The organism is Brevibacillus reuszeri (genome assembly GCF_001187725.1).
GTDB classification, from domain to species: domain Bacteria; phylum Bacillota; class Bacilli; order Brevibacillales; family Brevibacillaceae; genus Brevibacillus; species Brevibacillus reuszeri.
Genome location: NZ_LGIQ01000005.1, coordinates 749709 through 775162, shown reverse-complemented (window position 1 = coordinate 775162; position 25454 = coordinate 749709). Strand labels below are relative to the sequence as shown.

The window sequence follows — 25454 nt, the reverse complement described above, 5'->3', positions numbered from 1 at the left end:
TCACAGTCCCCCTTTCGCTTCGTTTCCGGACGGTTTGCCCTTGCGGCGACGGAACAGCTTTTGGAACGTATCCGACCCGATCAGGCCATGAGGACGGAAAGCCATAACCCCAACCATGATTAAGCCGTACATGAGCATTTTGTACTCGGCTAAACCGCGCAGCACTTCTGGCAGGGCGGTTAAAATGAGAGCGCCAAACAACGGCCCCCATACCACTTCGCTGCCACCAATAACCGCATAAGAGAGGATCTCTACAACTTTATGGTAGTTGAAATCGTCTGGCGTAATCGTAGTCGTGATATGGGCAAACAGTCCCCCACACACTCCTGCCAGCACAGAGCCGATAATAAACGCGAGCATTTTGTAATAAGCCACCTGCAAGCCCATTGCACGTGCTGCCGTTTCATCTGCTTTAATCGCTTCAAACGCACGTCCGAGTCTTGAACGGTTCAAACGCAGCGTCAAGAAAAGAATGGCAGCGAAAAACAGGAGCATGAAAACAAAAGTAGACAGTGCCTTCATTTGAATGACAGATACACCGACAGTCTGCGCTTTTAAACCAATCGCTTTTTCAAAATCATATAAGTAGTTTCCGATCGATTGCAGGCCGGTAAGACCCAACGCTCCATTGGTAATTTCCAGATTGAGCAAAATAACCCGAATCACCTCACCAAAGCCCAAGGTCGCAATCGCGAGGTACAAGCCATGGAGCTTTAATGTTGGCGCACCGATCAACAGCGCAATGAGCCCTGCTGCCAATCCTCCGATGATAATCGCGATAAGCAACGGCATGTCCGCCTGCTTGGTTAAAATACTTGCCGTAAATGCACCAATGCTCATAAAACCGGCATGCCCCAAGGACAGCTGACCGGTTGATAGCGTGATGTAAATACTGATAGCAAGAATGCTATTTAATAAAATAAAGGTCAAAACCTGTAAATTATACGGATTGAGAATATCCAATGCTTGCACCTCCTTACGCTTTGCGTCCAAATAGTCCTTCTGGCTTTAGCAACAAAATGATGATGATGAGGCCAAATGCAACGGCATCGCGATACGACGAATCACCGTATGCGACTGTAAAGACCTCAATAATTCCAAGCAAAACACCACACACCATCGCTCCCGGTATGCTTCCGACTCCACCCAGGATCAGTACAGCCAAGCCTTTGAAGCCAAGCGTCATCCCCATCGTTGGAATAAGTGCAGAGTAAGCCATTCCGATTAAAATACCGGCGACGCCTCCAAGAGCAGATGCCATCATCACGGTTACGACAATCACCATGTTGGTATTGATCCCCAAAATGTTTGCGGTATCCGTATTTTCAGCCGTAGCACGAATCGCTTTCCCCATCTTGGTCTTCTGAATCCAAAAATGCAGAACAAACATCAATACGATTGAAATCCCTAAAATCACGAGATCGACGCTACGGATTTGAATGATTCCCAAATCAAACGGTTTATCTCCAAAGGACTGCGGAAAAGCGCGAGAATCCGCTCCAAACAATTTGTGCATCGCTTCCTCGACCAAAATGGCAAAGCCGATCGTACTGATCAGAGACGCCAAATGAGGTACGTTTTTCTTGCGAAGCGGTCTAAGTGCTGTATACTCTAAAACCAATCCCAATAACGCCGAAACCACCACAGCCACAACGAGAGCTACACCAAGCGGCAAGTTCAGGCTGGTCATGAGGACAAGTCCAACTAGCGATCCGAAAATAAAAATTTGACCATGGGCCATGTTAATGATTCCTAAAACCCCGAAAATGAGAGTATAGCCCAATGCGATTAAGGAATAGGTACTCCCTACCGTTAAACCATTGACTAATTGCTGCCAAAACAAACTGCTTCACCTCACCAAAAGTCGTTTAAATAGTTTGAATGCTTGAAGTTGTTCTCGCTGGATCAGGAATCGATGGTAGAGAACTCGTCCTTTCTGATCCAGCGAGAAAACTTTGCTCCGCCGAGTGACGGAGCATTTGCCTTCCCTTGTAAGAAAACCTCTAGAGCCCGGGAGCCCGGACAATCCGCTTATTCAAACGGCACAAACTTTCCTTCTTTTGCTTCAACAACAACCGCATCACCGATTGGATTACGTTTTTCGTCAAAGGAGAGTTTGCCAGATACACCTGTAAAGTCTTTCAGCTGTGCCAGCTGTCCGCGCAACGCTTCACGATCAGCCTTGCCTGCTCCGAGCAGGGATTGAGACATGATGTACAGGGAATCGTATGCTTGTGCAGCAAATTGGTCAGGCTTTTTGTTGTATTTTGCTTCGAAAGCTTTTACAAAGGCTTGTACTTTATCATCTTGTTTTTCTGGGCTAAAAGGAGTCGCTACGATCAAGCCTTCTGCTGCAGGACCCGCAATTTCAAATACTTTCGGGTTGTTGAAGCCGTTGCCGCCAAGGATCGTGCCTGTAAAGCCCAGCTCACGCGCTTTTTTCACAACCATGGAACCTTCTTTATACAGAGCGGAAACCAACAGTGCATCTGGATTCGATTGTTTCAGCTTGGTCAATTGAGCAGAGAAGTCAACATCGCCATTAGAGAATGTCGCTTCACCCGTGATTTCCAAACCCATTTTTTCAGCAGTTGCTTTCATTACTTTGTATCCATTTACTGAGAAATCATCGTTGGATGCGTAGATGAGCGCAACCTTTTTCAAGCCTTTTTTCTCGACCGCTGCTTTCATCGCTGTTGGGATGGCGATCGATTCTGGCAAGGAGTTGCGGAACACGTACTCACCAATATCGTTGATTCCTTCGGATGTATTGGAGATACCGAAGATTGGCGTTTCTGCTTCGTTCGCAACGGGACCGGCAGCGAACATTTCACCGGAAAGAGTAGGGCCGATGATCGCGACAACATTATCCTGATTAATCAGTTTATTTACCGCGTTAATTGCTCCCTCTTTTTCCCCGCCAGAATCTTCAAACTTTAATTCCATCTTGAGCTTCCCTTTATTCGCTTCGTTCAGCTCTCCCAAAGCCAGCTCCAGGCCTGCTTTTTGCGCTTCACCATAAGCCGCACCTGATCCGGAAAGAAAGCTGACTACGCCGATTTTAGCAGTGAGCTCTTGTCCATCTGCACTCGCTTCTTGCTTGGCTCCACCATCATTTGCTGCGGGCGCGCTGGTGTTGCCACTGGAACATCCCACCATCAAAACTGCACCCAAGGAGATGGTTGCCAGAGATCGTAATAAATGAAACCCCTTCATTGAAAAGCCTCCCTTAATTTTTCTAAATGATTATTCGGAATATATGAAGTTTAATAAAACTATTTAAAAAACGCAAATAATTTTCTCTAAGTAAACTTAATTTTTTGACAAACGACCGCTCAGAATTTTCGTGTAGACGCCGACCATTATTGGATTCAGACCATTTTCGTACTCCTATAAATTTCTAACTATTCAGTCCGATTCAGATAGAAAAAAGCGGCATCTGCACCTAGGCGCAAACACCGCTTCGCCAATCATCCTTTATCTTACAGGTGCTTACCTACAGTTGCCATCAGTGCTTCTTTTGGTTGAAAACCAATCACTTTATCAACTGGTTGACCATCTTTGAAAACGATCAGCGTAGGGATAGACATGACACCAAAACGGCCTGCAGAATCCGGGTTGTCATCCACGTTTACTTTGACGATTTTGAGCTTGGAGCCCACTTCGCCATCGATTTGCTCAAGTACAGGAGCGATCATTTTGCAAGGGCCGCACCATGGAGCCCAGAAGTCAACCAGGACTGTACCGCCTTGCTCTACTTCCTGGGAAAAGTTTTGGTCAGTTCCATTTACAATTGCCATGGAAAGTTACCTCCTCAAAATTCAATTGCTAAAAAAAGGTTTCATACGCTAATCAGTATATCATTCAAAATCTGAAATGACTACGGCACGCAACACTTTATCCGCACTTCTCCATGCTAGTGTATCCAGTACACACTTACCTTATCGTTTCCAACCAAATCCAACGCCTTATTGGCCCGCATGCTTTAGTCGGTTAATTTCCCGTTCATTGTCGTTTGCTTTTCTATGTAGCAAGTCGAGGTCTGCTTCGATCAGCTTGTCATGCCGATCGATACTGTCAAGCCTGCGGTACGTGTCATCGCGAAACTCGTACATTTCGTCTCGGAATGTGTACATCTCTTCTCGAAATGCATACATCTCTTCTCGAAATGTGTACATCTCTTCTCGAAATGTGTACATCTCTTCTCGAAATGTGTACATCTCTTCTCGAAATGTGTACATCTCTTCTCGAAATGCATACATTTCTGTTTTAAATTCTTTCAGTTCTTCCTTCATTTCTTTCACAAGGCGATTGTTCTCACCCACCATATGAATCAACTGATGCAACAAGTCTTCACTCATGTCGCTCACCTCTCCCTAGTGCCTATTATAGCAATCTTTCTAAGCATAGAGTGAGCGGTGCGGACAAAAAAAGCGCCCTTTAAACAAAGGGACGCTTCCTCCTACTTGCCACTATTAGACCAGTACTTTTTTAAATTCTGCCGTCAGAAGTGGCAGAACCTCGAACAAGTCACCAACGATACCGTAATCAGCCACTTGGAAAATCGGAGCTTCCGGGTCCTTGTTGATCGCTACGATCACTTTGGAGCTGGACATACCGGCCAAGTGCTGAATGGCTCCGGAAATTCCGCACGCAATGTATAAATCAGGGGTAACCACTTTACCCGTTTGTCCAATTTGCATCGAGTAATCGCAGTAATCAGCGTCGCACGCACCGCGAGAAGCGCCCACTGCAGCGCCCAGAACCTCAGCCAAGTCGTACAACGGCTGGAAGCCCTCTGCACTCTTTACGCCACGACCGCCGGAAATGACCACTTTCGCTTCGGACAGGTCCACTTTTCCGCTCGTTTTGCTGACAACTTCCTTTACAATCGTGCGCAGGTCTTTGATTTCCAAATCTACCGGAACAACAACAGCTGTTTTCGCTGGATCTGCAGCACCAATCGAAATGTTATTTGGACGAATCGTGATAAAAGTTTTTCCATCAACAAATTTACGTTGCTGGAAAGCTTTTCCTGCATAAATCGGTCGAACAAATACTGGACCAGCTTCAATGCCTGTCACATCGGAAACCAAGCCATAGCCCAATCTTGATGCAACACGAGGTGCGACATCGCGACCGATTGCAGTATGTCCGATAACTACAGCATCCGGGGCTGCCAGTTCAATCAGCTGTGTCAAAGCTTGCGTATAGGCATCTGGCGTATATTGCGCGAGTGCCTGATGATCTGCTGTATAGACAGTGGTAGCGCCATGATGTCCTAAAACTTGTGCATGAGCGCTGGCATTTGTGCCAAAAACAGCCGCTACGATTTCGCCGCCCTCAGCCAGAGTTTGTGCAGCTGCCAATGCTTCCAGTGATACGTTGCGAAGCTGTCCGTCACGTACTTCTGTGAGTACAAGTACTTTTTTCATGGATATCCTCTCCCTCTCGCTTGCTTAGATCACTTTTGCTTCATTGCGCAATAGTTGCACCAATTCCGACGCTTGAGCCGCCAGCTCGCCTGTGAGAATTCGACCTGCCTGCTTTTGGGCTGGCAAGGATTGACCCACAATCTCGGTTTTTGCGGCGACATCTGCTACCGACAGATCTAAATCATCTGCGGACAAACGATCCAACGGCTTTTTCTTCGCCTTCATAATCCCAGGAAGGGAAGGATAGCGCGGCTCGTTCAGGCCTTGCTGTGCAGTGATCAAAACAGGGAGACTGGTTTCCACAACTTCCAGATCACCTTCGATGTCACGCTCTACACGTACATTTGTGCCATCTATTTCAAGCTTAACTGCAGTAGAAACGTGATTGATTCCAAGCTCTTCAGCCAGACGTGGTCCGCCTTGACCTGCTCCAGAGTCAACTGCCATTTGACCGCCAATAATGATGTCGAAGCCAATTTTTTTCGCAACCGCAGCAAGTACCTTTGCAGTCGTGAACTCGTCTCCGAACAAAGACTCATCGTCTACCAATACCGCTTTATCTGCACCCATTGCCAATGCTGTACGCAAGGAGCTCTCTGCACGATCAGGACCAACACTGACAACCGTTACCTCACCGCCGTGATCTTCCTTGAGCTTGATCGCTTCTTCTACAGCGTACTCATCGTATGGATTAATGATGAATTCAACGCCATCCTCAGAAATTTGTCCGTTTTGGATGACGATCTTTTCTTCGGTGTCAAAGGTTTGTTTCAACACAACCAGGATATTCATCAGGATGCCTCCTCCTAAGTGGTACTTCATACTGGTGACGCTATATGGTTTCTACCGATCTGAAAACTGCGGCTTGCGCTTTTCCAGAAAGGCAGCTACGCCTTCTTTTGCATCTTCAGTGGCAAACGCTTCTCCAAACAGCTGCGCTTCATAATCCAAACCTTCTGACAGGGAGAGTTCTTCGCGAGCATGGATGGCTTGAAGTGCTAGCTTGATTGTGACTGCACTCTTTTGGGAGATGACTTCGGCCAGCTTTTTAGCTGCATCTACTAATTCTTCAACCGGATAAACCGCTTCCACAAGTCCGATGCGCAGGGCTTCCTCGCCACTGATCATTTCTGAGGTCAGGGTCATTTGCGTTGCTTTTCCACGGCCCACCAATCTAGGCAAGCGCTGTGTTCCACCGTAGCCAGGAATCAGTCCGAGATTCAGCTCCGGCAGTCCCAATCTGGCATCTGCAGCAGCTAGTCTGATGTGGCACGCCATTGCGAGCTCCAGTCCTCCACCGAGGCATGCACCATTAATAGCTGCGATGATCGGCTTCGGAAATTTTTCCACGCGGTCAAACACCCGTTGGCCAAACTTGGACAATACCACCGCGTCTTCACTTTGCAGTTGGGTGAATTCTTTAATGTCCGCCCCAGCAATGAAAAAACGTCCCTCGCCGGTAAAAACGATCGTCTTGATTTGCTCATCGTTTTCCCATTGATCCAAAAGTTCGCTCAATTGCTCAAACATGGATTTACTGAGCGCATTAGCCGGTGGATTGTTGATTGTCACCAGCGCTACACGATCAACTACTTGCACATTCCATTGCAAATCCATCCCTCTCCCCCCAGACTCTATCAAATAAAAGTCTTTACCGAGCGACCGCTCAGTATCATTTTACTCATTGTAACAAACGTTGGGAAGCAAAAAAAGCTTTTCTTTCATTCTTTTCCCTTCATTCCTAACAGGAAGAGATTATAAATAGAATCAACGTGGGAGACAAGCTCGTACTTACACTGCTTCATAACCCATGATGTCGTCACTCCATCCAATGTTCCGAAGATCATTTTTCTGGCAATCCGCACTTCAATGTCTGGACGGAAAATACCTTGCTTCATCCCTTCCATGATGACCTCTTCAATCAGGTTGAAATATTGCTTCATCACAGTGCCAATTCCTTCATTGATCTCCTGATTGGATTGACGAAGCTCGATCTGCGTCACTTTTGCCAAGTCATGATCCTCTGATAACTGACTGAGATGCGTATGGACGAGTACGTATAATTTTTGTTCGGCCGTCTTCGCTTCCGAGACGCGCTTACGATTCGTCTCCACAAACTGCCCCATCTTTTCATTGAAAAGCGAAATCAAAATATCGTCCTTGTTTTCAAAATAGAGGTATATGGTGCCGTCTGCTACCTTCGCCTCTTTTGCAATCTTTGATACCTGGGCGCTATAATAGCCCTGCCGTGCGATGACACGAACAGCAGCATCAATAATGGCCTGATACTTTTCCCCCGTCTTCTTTGCCATACATACCTCCACCTTTACTCGCGCTGACAATAAAATGAATGATGACTCATTCATATGCAGTTTAATATAGGCATAGCAACGTGTCAAACATCGCCTCTGGTCAGTAATTCTTAGCGATGATGCGATTTTCCTTTGCAGCGCAAAAGTCTGATTAACAGAACTGTCATACACCGAAATAGCATAAAACAGGGCGCCTTCCTGGCGGGAAAGCGACCCCAGGTGTCCCTTCTTCCCATCAGCTCGTTTTGATATCGTCTGTCGCTTCTTCTCTCCGCTTTTGATCCTCATCCTGAAGCTGTCGCCTGAGGACTTTTCCGACGATCGTCTTGGGAAGGGTAGAACGAAATTCATATTGTCGCGGGATTTTGTAGGCAGCTAACCGCTGACGGCAATGAGCCTCCAGCTCTTCCTCGCCTGCAGTCTGACCTTCCTTGAAAACAATAAATGCCTTTACCGTTTCTCCCCGGTACGCATCTGGCACACCGATAACTGCTGCCTCCTGGATCGCGGGGTGCTCAAATAATACCTCCTCGACTTCACGCGGATAAATATTGAAGCCTCCCGCAATAATCATGTCCTTTTTCCGGTCTACGATATAGAAGTAACCTTGTTCGTCCATGTACCCCATGTCCCCGGTAAATAGCCAGCCATCCTTGAGCACCGCAGCCGTTTCCTCTGGTCGATTCCAGTAGCCTTTCATAACCTGTGGGCCGCAAACTGCCAGCTCGCCGATTTCCCCCTGGGGAAGCTCCTCGCCCGTTGCCATGTCCATGATACGGCAATCTGTATCAGGCCAAGGCAAGCCTACACTTCCTGTAATGCCTTTTCCCCAAATCGGGTTGGAATGGGTGACTGGAGAGGCTTCGGTAAGCCCATAACCTTCTACAAGCTTGCCTTTTGTCAGCTCCTCAAATTTGTTTTTGACCTCAATGGGCAATGGAGCCGATCCGCTCACGCATGCCTCGATCGAGGATAAATCATGCTTTTGCAAATCAGGGTGGTTGATCAGGGCAATGTACATCGTAGGTGCACCGGGAAACAGCGTAGGCTTTCTTTTATCAATCATCGAAAAGATTTCTTTGACCTCATATTTGGGTACCAAAATGATTTCGGCTGCAATCGAAATGCCTTTGTTCATCACAGTTGTCATGCCGTAGACGTGAAACAGGGGGAGAACCCCGAGGATGCGTTCTTTCCCTTTCACAAGCTTGTAGAGCACTGCCTGACATTGGATGGCATTGGCGATGAGATTTGCGTGCGTCAGCATCACACCCTTGGCCACACCCGTAGTACCGCCGGTATACTGCAAAAGCGCAATATCTTCTTCCGGGTTTATAGAAGAATAGACCACCTCAGGATCTTGCTCATCAATGAGTGCTTGAAATGACTCTACGTCGCCCCCATACGCTACTTGCGGATTTTGGCCTTGTTTTTTTTGAACCATCGGATACAGTAGTTTTTTCATAAAAGGAAGGTAATCGCCGATGCTAGTGACAATCAGCCGTTTTAAGGGAGTAGATGAACGGATGGATGATACACGGCTGTACAACAAATCCAGAGTGATAATCGTTTCTGCTCCTGAATCGGTAAGCTGATGAATCAGTTCTCGTTCCGTGTAGAGGGGGTTTGTCATGACCACAGTGGCACCGGCAAACAGAGCGCCATAGTAGCTGATGACCGTCTGCGGGGTATTCGGCAGCATAATCGCCACTCGATCCCCTTTTTTTACACCTCGTTTGATCAAAGCGTTGGCAAAGCTGTACGACAAAAGCAGTAGCTCGCGATACGTAATACGCTTTCCCATGAAGTAAATGGCGGTGCTGTCTGGATAGGTGGCTGCAGACTCTTCGAGGAAATAGGTCAGTGGAACACGGGGGTATTCCAGCGACGGTGCAGTTTCGGGTGGGTAATTGGCTATCCAAGGCTTGGCAATTGACATGGTCATTCCCTCCATCCCTTAAATGGCCTTGCCTCCCCCTATGATTGACATTAATAAACTCTCCCTCCATCTATTCTATTCGAAAAATATTTTATTTTCCAACTAATTAAACCAAAATGAATCACGAAAAAAGCGCTGCCTCTTATCCAGACTAGCGCCTTTCTTTTCATCCTTCTGGTCATGGCGTAAGCGACTTGAGAATTTGCTTTTGGACCCGTTCCCGTTCTGTACTTGGCACCAGATGGAACCAGCCGAGAACCCCATTACGCCAAATCCTCTCATCTTGCCCTACTAATGTATCGGTTTTGATAGCATTCGGCGTCGGATCACCATACGAGAGCAGTAATGAAGCGATTTCGAGATCTGTCAGATCCGTTTTGACATGCTGCCCCAAAATCTCCATGAGTGAAAATACCTTGGAATACGTCTGGGCCGAAGCTCCTTTGTTTGCCAGTGCTTTAAGAATTTCCTGCTGACGAGAAATTCGCTGATAGTCGCTATCCTCTTTTCCCAGGTCGCTTTTGCGGTAACGTGCGTAATCGAGTGTCTGTTTCCCAGAGAGGGTTTGCATTCCGGGAAGTAAATCTATATACGTTCCATCAGTTGGGTCACTGTACTTCATCCGTTTTTTCACGTTGATCTGCACACCGCCGAGTTCATCTATAATTTGTCTGAATCCGTCAAAATCGACGGAGACATAGCGATCGATTTTGATATCCAGAAATTGCTCCAGAGATTCCTTGACCAGCTTGGGCCCGCCAAAGGCCATGGCGTGATTGACTTTATCAAAGCCCTTTCCCGGAAGCTCCATGTAGCTGTCTCTAGGAATGGAAATGAGGTAAGCCGATTGCTTCGCAGGATGAACTGCAGCCAGCATCATCGTATCCGACCTGGCCTTTTCTCCGTCCCGGCTATCGACTCCAAGCATGAGGACAACAAACGGCTTTAACGGCTCAGTGCCTGTCAAAAGATCGCGCGGCGGCAAAGAAGCCCCTGCCTGCTTCGCTGTTCCTTTCCCCGATCCCTCAAGAGGACTGTACCAATTGTTCGTCATCTGCTTGTACTGATACGCACTATACCCTACAGCCAGTAAAGCCCCGATCGCGAGACAGGATAACGTATGGAACAAAACTTGTTTTCTATAGCGTTTCAAAAAGGATAGAAAGAACATAAAAGACCCTCCCCCTTATCATCCGTGTTCTTATAGATGCAAAAAACCCTGTCCCACCTTGATCGTTCGCAGGACAGGGGCTTGCTTCCATTTTTAACCGGGGAGAGCCTGTTTAAACGTATGGATGATTAGATTCGCTCAACGATCATTGCCATCCCCATACCACCACCAACACACATGGTAGCAAGACCGCGTTTGAGCTGGCGTCGTTTCATTTCATGGAGGAGTGTTACGACAATCCGACAGCCCGTAGAACCGACGGGGTGACCTAACGAGATACCGCTGCCGTTTACATTGGTGATCTCCCGCGGAAGCTCCAGCAGCTTTTCAACCGCCAGGTACTGCGCCGCAAATGCTTCATTGACCTCGATCAGCTCGATATCGGACAAGTTCATACCGGCTTTCGCCAGCGCCTTTTTTACGGCAGGGACAGGACCATAGCCCATCAAGTCGGGTTCTACTCCCGCGGCCGCCCAGGAAACGATTCTGCCTAGCGGAGTAATGCCCAGCTCGTTCGCTTTGCTCTCCTTCATCAAAATCGTAGCGGATGCTCCATCATTTAGACCAGAAGCATTCCCTGCTGTCACAGTGCCTTGATCACGGAAGCCCGGCTTTAGCTTGGAGAGAGATTCCATGGTCACTCCTCTGCGCGGAAACTCGTCTTGCGTGATCAGTGTTTCCTCACTGCGTTTTTTGATGGGAACCCCGATGATTTCTTCCGCGAAAATCCCGTTGTCAATCGCTTGAATCGCGTTATGCTGGCTGCGCACGGCAATTTCATCCTGCTCCTCACGTGTGATGCCATAGCGGTCTGCCAAGCGCTCCGCTGTCTCTCCCATCAAGATCTTGTGGTGGGGGTCTGTGAGCAAATCCCACATGGCGTCTGTCATTTCTCCATGCATGAGCCGTTTGCCCCAGCGCGCATTTTTCAGCACATAAGGCGCATTACTCATGCTCTCTACTCCACCTGCGATGACAATTTCACTGTCACCCAAGAGGATTTGCGAGGCTCCGCTGACCATCGCTTGCATCCCGGACGCGCATTGCCGCTGAATCGTATAGCCAGTTACCTCCTTGCCAAGCCCTGCATCCAGCGCCACTACACGGGCGATATTCGCCTCATCCGAGCGCTGAATACAATTGCCCAGAACGACTTCATCAATCTGGGTAGCCTCTACTCCCGATTTTTCCAATACTCCGCGAATGACTGTTTCTGCCAGCTTGCGAGCGCTTACATCTCTCAGGACCCCACCAAACGTGCCTATTGGCGTTCGTCCAGCAGCAGCAATGACTACATGCTCCATCTCGTTTCCCCCTCCATTATGCTATCGTATTTTTCTCTATTGTCGCATATGTGAGTTACAATTGGATCTACGCGTTTCGTTTCATTAGAATGGTTACCCATTCGTCTGAATGTCGTTCCCCGGCAGCTGCAAAGCCCGCTTCCTCGTAAGCAGAAAGAACTGCATCACGATTCCAGTCTACGATACCGGACAGAATCACCATTCCATTTGGCGCGATTCGCTCGGAGACTACCGGGAGCATCGCTATGTTCTCATCGCCGCCAATATTAACCAAGATCAGGTCAGCCTGTTCGAGAAGCTGATTCGCAATCTCATTTTTACATACATCCCCGATTACGATCTGAACAGCTTCCTGTGGCAAGTGATTGTTTGCTGTATTGACCCTCACTTGATATTCGCTCTGGGAATTGATGTCGACTGCCCAAACCGGATAAGCTGCACCATTCAAGGCACAGTACAAGGTCAAAATGCCGGAGCCGGCACCAATATCGAGCACTTTTTTGCCTGCGATCTCCAGCTCTTGCAAAAAGAGCAGCACATCCTGCGTCGTCCCATGATAGCCTGTGCCAAATGCCGCCCCTGGATCAATCCACAGCACATGCTCTGCCTTTTCCAAAATAGCCGGATCTGTCCAAGTTGGTGCCACCCACCAATTGCCAATCTGTACTTCGCGGAATTCCTCTTTCCATGAATCGTTCTCTTCCGGCACCTGCTCAACCTCTTTCAAGGTCACCTGACCACCCCAGCGAGTAAGGAATTCTTTCAGCCGCGCCACATGCTCTTCCTCACTGTCTTGCTCAGGCTCAAACAAATAGCCAACGAGTGGGCCTTCGGTATTCTCGGCATAATCGTATCCATTTTCAGTGGTGAGAACCTCAATTTGCGGCTCAATCCAGCCGAGTGTATACGGACTTGCCAAAACCTCAGCTACAAACAAGTCCTCGATATCTGCTTCTACCAGTAAGGTGTATTTTAGCCACATACTTTCCATGCTTTCGTTAGCTCCTTTTCATGTATTCTACTTTCAGCTGTCCGACAGAAAAGGGTGCTTGCCGAGACAACGATTCTCTTACTTTCCATCTGCGGATGGCAAGGATGATAGGATACATGTTATGATAATAGAATGGACTATTTTACCGCAGGGAGGTTAACCATGTTCGACGAATTTTTTTACCGACGCCGCAAAAACAAAGGACTTTACTTTGTTATGATTGCCTTGATTATTCTCGGCATCGGCATGTTCGCAATGGGCTTCCTCTATTTGTTCTAGGGTTGCTTTACTTCCCCTTGTTTACTCGATTATACTTGAGAATGTATTTTTCCTGTACGTTTGATATAGAAAGAAGGTTCACTCCATGTCGCGAATTCTCATCTCCGGGTACTACGGCTTTAATAATGCCGGAGACGATGTGGTCCTTTACGGCATCATCAGCTCCCTCAAGCGGGAACAACCGAATATCTCTCTGGCCGTCTTGTCCAATCAACCTGAACGGACGGCGGAATTGTTTGGGATTGAGGCTTTTAACCGCTGGAGCTTCGGAACCATCGTCCGCGAGCTTTCGCGAAGTGACATGCTTGTGATGGGCGGCGGAACCTTGATGCAGGACGTAACCAGTCCGCGTAGCGTTCTCTACTACCTGGGCATCGTCACCATTGCCAAGCTATTGGGCAAACCCGTGGTTTTCTACGCACAGGGGTTTGGACCCATCCTCAAGCCTCTCAGTCGCTCCATGATCAAACGCGTGGTGAATCGCGTCGATGTGATCACGGCTCGCGATTACGAGTCAGGAGAAGACTTCAAAGCTTGTGGCGTTAAAAAAGCGCCTATCCATATAACAGCTGACCCTGCGCTTACCATTTCACCCGAGGACGTCTCGGATGAGCGCGGCCGCGAGCTGCTCGACGGCATGTTTGCAGACCCGACCAAGCCGCTTGTCGCCATCTCTGTACGCGATTGGAAGCAAGAGCAGCAGTTTAAACAGACAATCGCCAAAGCGGCAGATTGGTTCATTTTGCGTGGCTGGAATGTTTTGTTCCTGCCTATGCATGTGCCGAGTGACTTGTCTCCTTCTCGTGAAATCATGCAGCAAATGAAACAGGCAGGGGCTCGTCTGCTCGATGCCCCCGTTACATTCCATGATATCATGTCTGTTTTAAAACAGTGCGACTATGTTGTAGGCATGCGGCTTCATTCCCTGATTCTCGCCTGTATGCTTCGTACTCCTTTTATCGGTATTTCCTACGATCCGAAAATTGATCGCTTCGTAGAGCGTGCAGGTATGCCGAATGCCGGACATATTACACAGCTAAATGAAGCCTCTCTGCTGCAATTGCTTGAGCAGAAGCTGGACAGGCTCGAACAGGAAATCGAAGTGGTCACGGAGCACTCCCGTACACTGGAAATCGAAGCTGCCAAAAGCAGTGAACTCGTGCTTCAAGCACTTCACAAAAAACGTTGATCGGAAAGGAGGACACATCCATGTCCATTTCCTCTCAAGTGCTAATCGGTTTAAATCGAATGTTTCCGCTCCCCGTCCACCCGTTCAATCTGGCGAACAGCGGGAACATGAGTTATACAGAATGGCAATTTCAAAAAGGGGATCAGACGATTCAATTCTTCCTCCCTTTTCACAGCCAGGAGCAAATGTTCAAGGATAAAACCGTCCTTGATATTGGCTGTGGTGGCGGTGGTAAAACGTGCTACTACGCTACCTTTGGCCCCAAAAAAATGATAGGCATCGACATCGTTCCTCATTATGCCGAGGAGGGGAACGCTTTTGCCAAGGAAAAAGGACTCGATGATGTCGTATCCTTCGTAACCGGCGATGCAGCCAACATGTCGTACGCTGACGACACGTTTGACACGATTATTATGAATGACGCGATGGAGCACGTAGGCGAACCGGAAAAAACGCTGGAGGAATGCTTCCGCATCCTGAAGCCGGGCGGCCATCTCTACATTAATTTCCCGCCGTATTACCATCCATACGGTGCCCATTTATCCGATGCTATCGGTATCCCTTGGGTACATGCTCTCTTCTCTGAGCAAGCCTTGATAGATGCCTACAAAGAGCTTGTGCGCGATCTGCCTGACGGTTCTGACCGGATCGCTTTCCGCTTTGACAAGCGTCCCGATGGCAGTGACACCATCTCCTACATCAATCAGATGACCATCAAGCGGTTTCGCAGAATTCAGCAAGGCGTCATCCAGCCTGCGGTCTATGAACAGGAAATCCCGCTTCGCAATCAGTTAAAAGGCATGGCTACACTACCAGGATTTCGCGAATTCTTTGTCAAAATGGTCGTATGTGTCTATAAAAAAGAAAAATAGGCTGCGTACTCGTAAAAAGCCCCATCCTCCACTACATCTGGAGAATGGGGCTTTCGTTTATTGTGCTTTCGACGAGGTCTGTTTTTTTCGAATCGTATTCATGAAACTTCGTATTTTATTTCCACCCGGCAGCCAATCCAGCTCTTTGTCATCGATCAATGGGATGAGCAGCAGCAGGCCTAAATAGACAATCAGACCTATGCCTACCCCTGCCACCGTTTCCATCGCTCCCAACAGACGAACCTTTTCTTTCCCCGCGAAGAGCAAACCGGTAGCCTCTGTTGCCCCCCATGCCAATAGCAGCATCAGATTCGCTACCAGAAGCGGATACACGGTGTCAAAACGCCAGTTGATCGGCACAAAGACGAGCTTTTTGATCGAACGCATATTGAGGACACATACAAATGCCGTCGCACACAGCCAGGACAGAGAGAGACCGTCCATTCCCAGGAACGAGGTGAATAACAGTGTCGCTCCGATTTTGACCAGCACTCCATAGAACAAATGCAGAGCAGGAATCTTTTCTTTGCCTACGCCTTGCAAAATTCCGTTCGTAGCCAACAGCAGCGACAGCGGAATCGCCGTGACACCCAGAATCGCCATTGCGCGTGTCCCTTCCATGTCTCCGTAGAGAGCCAGATTGGCCCCTTCAGCAACGGCTGTGAGACCAAGTCCCGCCGGGAGTCCGATCAGCCAGGCAAACCGAAGCGACAGCTTGGTAAGCGTTGTGACACGCTCCTCATCCCCTTGTCTCTTTGCCTCAGCAATAGCTGGAACGATCGAGAGGGCGATAGAGGAACCGAACAGACTCGCCATTTGAAGCAGCGGACCACCACGGCTGTAGATGCCGAACCACGTATCTGCTGTCAAACCGTCCACATTCCATATGTAGCGGAAAATATTGATCGCGAGAAACGAATCCGTCAAGCTGAAAATCGGAATCACCAGCGCACTGACACAAATTGGCCAGGCAATGCGCCACATCGATTGGAAAAAGGAGCGATCATACCACCAATCAAGCCTGTTCCACTGCGCTCCCACGAATACCGAGCTTTTCCGGTTATAGAGCCACATGAGCAACGCGAGAAAGCCGAGACTGAGCATCGTACTGATCATCGTCCCAAAATTAACACCTGTAATGACGGTATCTGTATCCTCGCCAAGTGAAACGAGATAGATGGAGGCAATCAGGATAAATGCTACCCGAAGCGACTGCTCCACGATTTGTGAAAGACCTACATACAGCATTTTTTGATGCCCGTAAAAGAAGCCGCGAATGACCGCAATCAAAGGAACAAACAGCAAGGAGAGCGAAATCGCACGGATCGGCTCCACCAGATGCGGATTCCCCATCATTTTGGCAATTAGCGGAGAACTCACATACAGAATGGCAAACAGCCCAATTCCGATAGCCCCCATCATGACCATACTACGAGCGAGAATTTGTCCAACCGAGCTCTGCTTTCCTTCGGCCAATGCTTCTGCAATCACTCTGGACAAGGCTACGGGCACGCCCGCTGTAGCGAGTATCAGGAAGGTCAGATACAGCGGATAAACCTCCTGATAGAGTCCAAGGCCATTATCCCCTACGATTTCCTGTAGCGGGATACGGTAAAACATCCCAATCACTTTTGACAAAATCCCCGCAATGGCCAGAATCAGTGCGCCTGCGAGAAAATGACTTTTTTTCAGCATGGGTAACTCCTTTTCTTATAGAGCCAGTTCGACTGCTATGTTTCCAGAACGTTTTAACATCCTCTTTTATCCGAAACCCGGGCTTGTTCAAAGTCCGACATAAACCCAATCTCTATCCTACTATCAAATCACCGTTCCAGCAAACAGGTATAACGATGGAATTTCGCAGAAATACTGGGGACAGCCTGCTGAAAGCAGCATGAACCCCTTGCTATCATATCTCATTTCTATCATTCCTACCAACCTATTTCCCGCCCGGCTTGCTACTTCGATGCTGGATTCATTATAATGGATGGGTTAATCCCTGCATGTAGGAGGACTACAATCAAAATGAGAGAAACCGTGTTGAAGTGGGGAAGCCAAAGGACCACGTGGTTGTATGTGCTGTTGGCCTATCCGGTAATTGACTTCGTTATGCGAAAGATACTACCGATTCCCGTCGTCGTTTCGTCTTTGTGGGATAAGGCTTTGCTCATCATCCTGCTGTTGTTTACGTTTGTTGCTTTCTTGGGTAGTAATCGGGTAATGCCTGGTATCAAGCATCTATTTGGCGCCTTTTTCGTCTTGGGTATTGCCTTGACTGTCACCGACATGACAAACTGGCAAGCCAGCTTTGAAGGCTTCCGCTCTGTCTACCAGTACATCATTGCCTTTTTGATAGGCTTTTATTTATTAAAGTCTGTTGAAGATCTGGACAAGCTTTTGAAGGCGCTCGTCATCGTCGGCTTCATTACTGGCTTGTACGGTGTCGCACAAGTCGTGTTGGGCGTAAAAACGCCTGAGGCATGGGTACAGGAGGGGGAAACAATTACAACTCGCGCCTTTTCCTTCGTTACCAGCCCCAATGTTCTGGGCAGCTACATGGCGCTTGTCGTGCCTGTCGCAGTCGGTCTGTTTGTGAAAGCATCCAGCCTAAAAGAAAGAGCGCTTTGGGCGATCGTGACCCTGACTACTTTGCTAGCGCTGCTTCTGACCGGCTCACGCGGAGCATGGTTTGCTCTTGCGTTTGGCATGTTTGTATGTTTCTTCATATGGAAAAAACGCGTTGCCGGATATCTTGTCTTGGCAGGAATCATCGGTGTGACAGCTCTCTTTTTCGTGCCTGAATCCGTGCCGATGGTTGGTACTGTCAAAAATCGTATTTTCACCTTGTTTACATCTGATTACTTTGAAGCGAGCAGCCAAGGCGGACGTATTGGTCGTTGGGGAAAAGCATACGACCAGATGCGCGTGGAGCCGTTGTTTGGGGTCGGCCTCGGCCATTACGGCGGTGCCGTTGCGGCAAGACGCTTTGGCACGACATACACAGACAGCTACCTGTTTAAAAGCTTGGCAGAGTACGGCCTGATCGGGCTCATCATGCTGATCGGTCTGATCATTTCGATGTTTCGCTACTCAGCCAAGGCCATTTTGAAGCTGCAGCAATCGCCGCATTTCTTCCCGGCTTTGGGCTTATTCGGTGGATTAATTGCTGTAGCGACGCATAATCTTGCGGAAAATATTTTCGAGGTTCCATTTATGACCCTCTACTTCTGGCTGTTTGGTGGTTTCCTATGTGCGTTATTCGCCGACCAGACACAAACAAAAAGGTGGTGAACCTAATGCGCCGCAATCCTATTTTGTCCACACTGGGCTGGGCTTTGTATGCCGTCGCCCTGTTTCTGATCTACCATTTGCTTATCAAACCTGCGTTCCTAGATTTGACGTGGATCGCTTTGCTTCTGTTTTTACCTTTTCTCGCTTTTTGCTACTATATCATTCACCCGTCAGAACGGCGCCAGGTGCTCGTCTTTACCATCGGCTTCCTGATATTAGACCTCGCCCTGACACGTGTAAACATCAGAACGACAGCAACCCTGCTCGTTAGTGGTGCCATTGCAATCCTTGTGATTGCGCTACTGGGAAAATGGTACGGGCGTTTGAATTGGCGTGCTATTGGCGCTCTCGTGCTGATCGCTGTCCTCGTGAATGTGACTTTTAATCGGGATACACTGAAAGCCTTGAATCACTTTACGATTCAATACGAATCCGATCGCCTTTACAACGGAGATTGGGTCGATTACTTCCCGGTCGCCCTGTACGATGTCAATCATGATGGCAAAATGGAGATTATCACCTACGGAAATGCCGACGAGCTTCCTTTGCCTGAAAAAGTAGAAAAACCAGAGACAGAGGAAGAAAAGAAAGCGTTGGCTGAAAAGCTGCGCCATTTGCATGCGGAGCCACTCTCCATCTACGTCCTTACATGGCAGGATGGCAAGATGGTACGGATGCCAAATGATCAGATCTCTCCTGAAACTATGGCTCTGATCAAGGAAAAATTGCCAATTGATTACCCTGGCTTCCCTTACTACACCATAAAAGACGATCAGCTTGTACCAAATGTACAGCGGCAGCCATATGCAGAAGGAATGCTGCAAATCGGAACAGCTCCTTATCGCGCTTTCATGCTGGACATGGGGAATATCGCTCAGAAGCTAGAAGAAAACAAAGGCAGCATGGACGTTCGTCATGAGCTTGGGAAGTACTACAAGGATTTGCATATCAAGGACGGTATGCTGACTGGTACGTATGATGGCAAGCCTTTTGCGGGTACGACAAAAGCAACCAAGCTGCTCACAACCATGATGCTGCCAGACGGTCGTGAAGGTCTGATCATCATGGGCGAGCATCTGAGCGTGATGGTAGTCGATCCGGATGGTTCACTCACCGAGGCGTACACACTGACGCGCAAGCAAACTGAGCTGGCGACAGGAGAGTTCATTCCTGCCGATATTGATAACGATAACGTCGATGAGCTCCTGGTGGCTGCTACACCATCCTACATCCTGAAACCGAAGCCAGATGGCACATGGGATATCCTGTGGGCAAGCGCCGATAAAGACAAGAGCTTCCGCTTCTCCAACTTTGCTGCGATTGGCGGTAATGAGCGGCCAGAAATCATCGCGAAAGCAAAGAGCTGGGTTAGCAACACGGATTCTCGCTACTTGTCCGGTTTTGAATACACTCCGGGTGGCTTGAAGGAAAACTGGCGGATTTACTTGCCGCTGATCAATGTACAGATTGGTGATGTTGACGGCGACGGAGAGAACGAAATCATCGCCAGCATTTACAATACACACCGCATTCTCGTATTTAAGCAGCACCATATTCCGGTTCTGACCCTGACCATTATTGTGTTTGTCGGACTGTTGGGATATGGCGTGGTAAGGAGGTTTCGTCATGCGTAAATCGACGAAAGCATGGGCACTGCTGTTTGCGATGTGCACCGCGTCCCTACTCGGCGGCTGCACATATGAGTCTGGAACGAAGGCATTTGCCACTACTAATTTTGACACCACTCCTGAGAAAACAACGACAGCACAGACAGAATCAGGTGCTGAGTGGCTGAAAAACGCTCTGGCAAATGCAAAAACGGACAAAAAGGCGCAAACGTATTGGTACAAGGGGCATGTCAAAAATATGATTCTCTCCCGTTCAACAACGAGTATGTTCAGCGGAGCGGTTATCAACGGCAAAGGCTACAATGTGGACGCCCGCATCGCGGCTCAGCCCTATTCGTACTATCGTGTCAACGACAAGCAGTACATCCGCGCCAATGATAACTGGGTGACAGCAACAGACGAGCCCCTCGCCTTTGATGTGCTGGCCGGCTTCGATGACTGGCTGCCTTTTATGGATCAGGCTGTTCAACTGCCAGACGAAAAAATAATCGGTGTCTTCTCCGTTCCGTTCCAATTAAAAATGACCGGAGCAGATTGGTTGAAAACAAGCAAGAGTCCATTATTTGAACCGTTGAAGCAACAGCTCGGCGACCGTCCTGATCTGGATTACATCCTGAAGCAATCCACGATCAAGACGACATTCTGGTTCGGCAAGGATGACCACCTGATTCACCAGTATGAGACCTGGATCATTTTGCCGCTTCCAGGAGCAGGAACAATGGACCAGCAAGTTCATTTCAACATGTTTAAATACGGCGATACAGGCGGAATCAACCTTAGTGAGCCTGAAGACGTAGAAAAGTATTTGTTGTACTAACGAGAAAAAAGGATCTGACTCCATTCGGTCAGATCCTTTTTCGTTAGTTGCAGAGATTCCTTTGAAATTATCCGATCCGCTCCCCGACTCTTTTCGACTTCCACAAAAACAGGCTGTATCCAAAGGCAACCAGCGAAAAGCCGCCCATCGCCATGTAGAGAGCAGAGCCTCCCCATTGCTGAAACACCCATCCCCCAGCTATGGAGCCGATAATACCGGAAATCCCGAAAAATAGTACTGCGAGCACCGTTTGCCCTGTAGCCTTCCACTCTTCCGGAATAATTTTGTACAAGTATTGAATCGTCGCTGTATAAAAAATGACGAAGGTCATTCCTTGCGTCAATTGCAAATAGACAACCCACTCCGCTGATGGCACGATGGCACAAAGTATATAACGAATCGTATAGAGAGCAGATGCCACCATGATCAGCTTAATTTCACTCCAACGGCTCAAAATCCGGGCGCTAATTGCAAAAAAGGCAACCTCACTCATCGCTGCCAAAAACCAGGCCTGCCCGACGTCTCCTGTACTTCCCCCAAGGCTTTGTACATAGACACCGAGAAAGCTGTCATTCGTCCGGTGTGGGGTAGCCGCCAGCAGTACGAGTAGAAAAAAGCGCAACGTTTTCGGATAGAGAAAGAACTGTTTCAGCTCTAGCCAGGACAGCTTTTTCCCACTTGCCGGAGCATCTGAGACTATGGCTATGAAAAGAAAGGCCAAGATACCGTAGCCAAGAAAAAGCCAGACAAGCTGCTCCATTCCTACCTGATCTATCGTCCAGCCAATAATCAAGGATGCTGTCGCATAACCAATCGCCCCAAACGTACGTATGGAGCCAAAGCTGACACTGTGCTTTTGTGCAATCCGAAAATTAAGACTTTCGGTTAAAGGATCGGTCGGAAGCAGAAAGAAATACATCGCACCTACAAGCAGAAACAACAAATATAACGGGGCAGATAGAAACAGGATGGCACCAGCCACGATAGAGAAGCCGAGCGTAAAAAGAATGACTTTCTTGATCGTTTGATAACGATCGCTAACCATGCCCCAAAATGGTTGAGACAAAATACCGATGAAAGAGCCAACGCCAATTAAAACCCCGATCTGGGAAGGCGTGACGTCCCGAAAAGTAAGATAAACGGGTAAAAATGAAATAAAGATAGAAAGCAAAGAAAAGTAAAAGAAATTGTACGCTCGTAAGCTAGCGATTCCCATGTTCACTTTTTTTCTCACCCACAATGCCTAAATATACCTCCTAGGAAAATGCCTCGCAGCCATGGACGGCTCCGAGGCTTGTCATTTTCGATTACTGGGAGGTCAGCTCATCCATCAGCTTTGCGAGCTGTCTTGCCTGTTCACGCCGTTCGTACGGTCTCACCCGTTCTGCGAAATCAGACCCGCGCCCCTCTCCGTCCGTATGCCCCTGATTCTTCCACTCTTTGTACAGCTCCAGGTATGCGTGCTTGATCGCATCCTTTTGTTCCGGATCAGCAACCTGACCCAATCGGAAATTCCGAATGATCTCTGTCGCTTCACCAGGCTTGTTCAGTGCGAGAATCGGATTTCCGATGCCCATATACTCGTACAGCTTGCCAGGAATATAGGCTCCTGCATCAGCCGACACATCCCCGATTAATAGCAGGGCGTCTGCCCCCTTCATTAACCCCAACGCCGTTTTGTGCGGCAGGTTGCCTAGCAAGCGAACATTTTCCCCGAGGCCGAGCGCTTCCACACAATCCTGATTTTCTGAATAGCCTGGATAATCGAAGACACCCGCAAAGCTGAGCAAAATGTCTTTTTGATCGACCTCTCCTGCATCGATCAACTCACGAATCGCCTGCAGGAGAAGACGCGGGTTTCTCTTTTGATACAGGATGCCTGCGTACACCGCATGAAATTTATTGGGAGCCTCAAAGCTTGGCTCTAATCCTTCGAAATCAGCCTGATCGAATCCATTATAGATGAGCTCCATTCGCTTGATCCGTTGCTTATGTTTTTTTAGGAAATTCGTTGCAAACGTGGCTGTAACGGTTGTAACCGCATCAGCCTGTGCCATAACCTGATCCTCCATGCGCTCTTCCCAGTTTTCGCGCCAAGCAATCCCCGAGGTATGCATGTTTTGCGTCCATGGATCGCGAAAGTCTGCCACCCATTTGCAGGAGAACTCACTTGCCAGCTTGCGAGCGACCAGATGATTGGTCACAGGACCAGACGTAGAAAAAATGACATCGATCTTTTCACGGCGCATGATTTCTCGTCCCAGCTTAATCGCACCCGGCATCCACAATATTTGATCGTCAGGAACCATCAAATACGGCTTCGCTTTTTTTAAGAATTGAACAAGCTGTTTTTTGAGTACGGATTTCATCGAGGCACGCTGAGCAGCTGCACCATCACCCGAAGTTGCCACAACTGGCTGTGCAGCTTGACCACCTCGTGGGAACAAGGACAGCTCCTTTGCCCGATGAATCGCAACATCACTTGGCAGTTGCGCCAGCAATGACGGATCTAATGTAGCATGGTAGGTAGGGTCAACAGTTAGAACATGTACTCCCCAGCCGTATTCCCCCAAATATTTTGCCATTTTGAGAGGTCGTGGAACACCGCCGCCACCGATTGGCGGGAAGTTATAGCATATAATCAACACATTGCGCGTATTCATTCTTGTAACCGTCCTTCACCTTGTCATTTTCCATCATAAACGATACCACAAGTGCTGTCTTATTGCGAATCTACCTTGCATCTGCTATAGTGAGAATGGCTTTGTTTTACGTCTAAGATTTGGTAAGCGCTAACGCTTATCCATTTTGGAGCATACAAAAACTTTCCACTAGAGAGCTGTTGCTCCTCCATAAAGCTGGCCACACGAAAGATTTTTTATATTTCAGTATATATTCCTCTTGAACACAGGCGCTTTTTCTATGCTTGCGCGCACTGCGTTGGAGGTTTTCTTATTACGATTCGGGTGAATTTACATGGGCAAATTGCGAATCCTCCACGTAATTGGCGGGGGGGAATTTGGCGGTGCGGAACAGCATATACTTAATCTCGTCTCTACCTTCCCTACTGATGAAATTGAGGTAGCGGTCGTTTGCTTCTATGACTCGCTTTTTGCGAGCAAGCTTCGGGACGCAGGCATTACGGTACTCACACTGAATCAGTTTGGACGATTCGATGTGAGACTTCTTCGTGCCCTGCGAAGCACCTTTTTCTCCTTTCAGCCAGCTATCATCCACACGCATGGTATCAAAGCCAACTTTTTTTCACGAGTGGCTTCCCGCGGGATGAAGGTGACGCTGCTGACGACTGTACACAGCGCGCTGCGCTACGATTATTCCGGCTCGCTTGCCTATGCGATCGTCAGCATCATGGAACGAGGCACCAGGCTCTGGAATCGACACTATATTGCCGTCAGCGAAGCACTTGCTGAAAACCTGCGTGGGCAAGGTGTTCCCGCTTCGGATATCAGCGTCATTTACAACGGAATGGACATCACTCCTTACCGCCAGGAACAAGAGCGTGCTTCCGACCGAAGCCGGCTACGTGCTGAGTGGAACATTCCCGAGGACGTCTTTCTGTTTGGTACAGTCGCTCGCTTTGTTCCTGTAAAAGGCTTGCCCATACTCCTTGAGGCATTCGCCCAGGTAGTCAAGGAACAGGAAAAGACACCGTTTCTCGTCATGATTGGCGATGGGGGAGAACGTGAGCATTTGGAAGCAAAGGTGCGAGAGCTGAATTTGGAAGCGCATGTGCGTTTTACCGGATTTCGTCAGGACATTCCGACCTGTTTACATGCCTTAGACGGCTTTGTTCACTCTTCCCTGTATGAGGGTCTTGGCTACACGATTATCGAGGCGATGGCTTCTGAAGTGCCTGTGGTCGCAAGCAACGTGGGTGGTGTGAAGGAATTCGTCTTTCCAAAAGAAACAGGTCTGGTTGTGGAACCTGGAAATCCCGGCTTATTGGCTCAAGCCATGCAAGAACTGTATGCATCAGCCGAGCTCCGTGAGAAATTGGCAAGCCATGCACTGAAAAAAGTCGAAGAAACGTTCACGATCCAGCAGATGACTGAAAAAATTCTCGCTCTCTACCGCAAGCTGTTGAAGTAATCAGAGCACGACTCGCTTTTTGCAGCGCAAGTCGTGCTTTTTTCGATGGTATCTTTTTGTTTGAAGAATCAGTTTTCATAGTTGCCTACTTTCTCGCAATCTGGTTACATAGAATG

At 48.4% G+C, this 25454-nt stretch carries 22 protein-coding genes; 6 read left to right on the top strand and 16 right to left on the bottom strand.

Features of this window, described 5'->3' with window-relative positions:
• The 13 genes from ADS79_RS07220 to ADS79_RS07160 form a co-directional block, all read right to left on the bottom strand.
• Entirely contained in the window at positions 1 to 972 is a 972-nt protein-coding gene (locus ADS79_RS07220; RefSeq protein WP_049738165.1) for a branched-chain amino acid ABC transporter permease, read from the bottom strand.
• Between the two features lie 4 nt (positions 973 to 976).
• Positions 977 to 1843, bottom strand: a complete 867-nt coding sequence (locus ADS79_RS07215; protein WP_049737730.1) for a branched-chain amino acid ABC transporter permease — start codon at positions 1841 to 1843, stop codon at positions 977 to 979.
• A 188-nt stretch (positions 1844 to 2031) separates the two neighbouring features.
• A complete protein-coding gene (locus ADS79_RS07210; RefSeq protein WP_049737729.1) occupies positions 2032 to 3216 on the bottom strand; it encodes an ABC transporter substrate-binding protein in 1185 nt (394 codons plus the stop codon).
• 266 nt (positions 3217 to 3482) lie between these two features.
• Entirely contained in the window at positions 3483 to 3800 is a 318-nt protein-coding gene (gene trxA / locus ADS79_RS07205) for a thioredoxin (RefSeq protein ID WP_049737728.1), read from the bottom strand.
• Between the two features lie 168 nt (positions 3801 to 3968).
• On the bottom strand, positions 3969 to 4361 hold the full coding sequence (locus ADS79_RS07200) for a hypothetical protein (protein WP_049737727.1): 393 nt from the start codon (positions 4359 to 4361) through the stop codon (positions 3969 to 3971).
• Positions 4362 to 4475: 114 nt separating this feature from the next.
• On the bottom strand, positions 4476 to 5435 hold the full coding sequence (locus ADS79_RS07195; protein ID WP_049737726.1) for an electron transfer flavoprotein subunit alpha/FixB family protein: 960 nt from the start codon (positions 5433 to 5435) through the stop codon (positions 4476 to 4478).
• A 24-nt stretch (positions 5436 to 5459) separates the two neighbouring features.
• The gene (locus tag ADS79_RS07190) at positions 5460 to 6227 is read right to left on the bottom strand and encodes an electron transfer flavoprotein subunit beta/FixA family protein (RefSeq protein WP_049737725.1); all 768 of its coding nucleotides are present in this window, start codon (positions 6225 to 6227) and stop codon (positions 5460 to 5462) included.
• Positions 6228 to 6278: 51 nt separating this feature from the next.
• On the bottom strand, positions 6279 to 7052 hold the full coding sequence (locus tag ADS79_RS07185; RefSeq protein WP_049737724.1) for an enoyl-CoA hydratase: 774 nt from the start codon (positions 7050 to 7052) through the stop codon (positions 6279 to 6281).
• A gap of 104 nt (positions 7053 to 7156) precedes the next feature.
• Positions 7157 to 7747, bottom strand: a complete 591-nt coding sequence (locus ADS79_RS07180) for a TetR/AcrR family transcriptional regulator (protein WP_049737723.1) — start codon at positions 7745 to 7747, stop codon at positions 7157 to 7159.
• Between the two features lie 235 nt (positions 7748 to 7982).
• Positions 7983 to 9686, bottom strand: coding sequence for a long-chain-fatty-acid--CoA ligase (locus ADS79_RS07175; protein WP_049737722.1), 1704 nt, complete (start codon positions 9684 to 9686; stop codon positions 7983 to 7985).
• Between the two features lie 178 nt (positions 9687 to 9864).
• Positions 9865 to 10857 (bottom strand): LCP family protein, encoded by a 993-nt coding sequence (locus tag ADS79_RS07170; RefSeq protein ID WP_049737721.1) that lies wholly within the window; start codon positions 10855 to 10857, stop codon positions 9865 to 9867.
• A 128-nt stretch (positions 10858 to 10985) separates the two neighbouring features.
• Positions 10986 to 12161, bottom strand: a complete 1176-nt coding sequence (locus ADS79_RS07165; RefSeq protein ID WP_049737720.1) for a thiolase family protein — start codon at positions 12159 to 12161, stop codon at positions 10986 to 10988.
• A gap of 67 nt (positions 12162 to 12228) precedes the next feature.
• Positions 12229 to 13152 carry a 50S ribosomal protein L11 methyltransferase gene (locus tag ADS79_RS07160; RefSeq protein WP_049737719.1) on the bottom strand — a complete coding sequence of 308 codons (924 nt, stop codon included), beginning with the start codon at positions 13150 to 13152 and terminating at the stop codon, positions 12229 to 12231.
• A 364-nt stretch (positions 13153 to 13516) separates the two neighbouring features.
• On the opposite strand from ADS79_RS07160, the gene csaB reads away from it, so the two are divergent.
• Complete coding sequence (gene csaB / locus ADS79_RS07155) at positions 13517 to 14620, top strand: polysaccharide pyruvyl transferase CsaB (RefSeq protein WP_049737718.1); 1104 nt, start codon at positions 13517 to 13519, stop codon at positions 14618 to 14620.
• Positions 14621 to 14640: 20 nt separating this feature from the next.
• Positions 14641 to 15492 carry a class I SAM-dependent methyltransferase gene (locus ADS79_RS07150; RefSeq protein WP_049737717.1) on the top strand — a complete coding sequence of 284 codons (852 nt, stop codon included), beginning with the start codon at positions 14641 to 14643 and terminating at the stop codon, positions 15490 to 15492.
• Positions 15493 to 15549: 57 nt separating this feature from the next.
• On the opposite strand, the gene ADS79_RS07145 is transcribed toward ADS79_RS07150, so the two are convergent.
• Complete coding sequence (locus ADS79_RS07145) at positions 15550 to 17187, bottom strand: putative polysaccharide biosynthesis protein (protein ID WP_049737716.1); 1638 nt, start codon at positions 17185 to 17187, stop codon at positions 15550 to 15552.
• 330 nt (positions 17188 to 17517) lie between these two features.
• On the opposite strand from ADS79_RS07145, the gene ADS79_RS07140 reads away from it, so the two are divergent.
• The 3 genes from ADS79_RS07140 to ADS79_RS07130 are packed head-to-tail and all read left to right on the top strand — an operon-like array spanning position 17518 to position 21228.
• Positions 17518 to 18783, top strand: a complete 1266-nt coding sequence (locus ADS79_RS07140) for an O-antigen ligase family protein (protein ID WP_049737715.1) — start codon at positions 17518 to 17520, stop codon at positions 18781 to 18783.
• Positions 18784 to 18788: 5 nt separating this feature from the next.
• Positions 18789 to 20417: a hypothetical protein gene (locus tag ADS79_RS07135; protein WP_049737714.1), complete on the top strand. Its 1629-nt coding sequence runs from the start codon at positions 18789 to 18791 to the stop codon at positions 20415 to 20417.
• The gene (locus tag ADS79_RS07130) at positions 20410 to 21228 is read left to right on the top strand and encodes a hypothetical protein (protein ID WP_049737713.1); all 819 of its coding nucleotides are present in this window, start codon (positions 20410 to 20412) and stop codon (positions 21226 to 21228) included. The genes ADS79_RS07135 and ADS79_RS07130 overlap by 8 nt, the downstream gene beginning before the upstream one ends.
• Positions 21229 to 21295: 67 nt before the next feature.
• On the opposite strand, the gene ADS79_RS07125 is transcribed toward ADS79_RS07130, so the two are convergent.
• Both ADS79_RS07125 and ADS79_RS07120 read right to left on the bottom strand, forming a co-directional pair.
• Complete coding sequence (locus tag ADS79_RS07125) at positions 21296 to 22462, bottom strand: MFS transporter (RefSeq protein ID WP_236699930.1); 1167 nt, start codon at positions 22460 to 22462, stop codon at positions 21296 to 21298.
• 73 nt (positions 22463 to 22535) lie between these two features.
• Entirely contained in the window at positions 22536 to 23891 is a 1356-nt protein-coding gene (locus tag ADS79_RS07120) for a glycosyltransferase (protein WP_049737712.1), read from the bottom strand.
• A gap of 313 nt (positions 23892 to 24204) precedes the next feature.
• Between ADS79_RS07120 and ADS79_RS07115 the strand changes: the two genes are divergently transcribed.
• Positions 24205 to 25338: a glycosyltransferase gene (locus ADS79_RS07115; protein WP_049737711.1), complete on the top strand. Its 1134-nt coding sequence runs from the start codon at positions 24205 to 24207 to the stop codon at positions 25336 to 25338.
• Positions 25339 to 25454 lie beyond the last annotated feature (116 nt).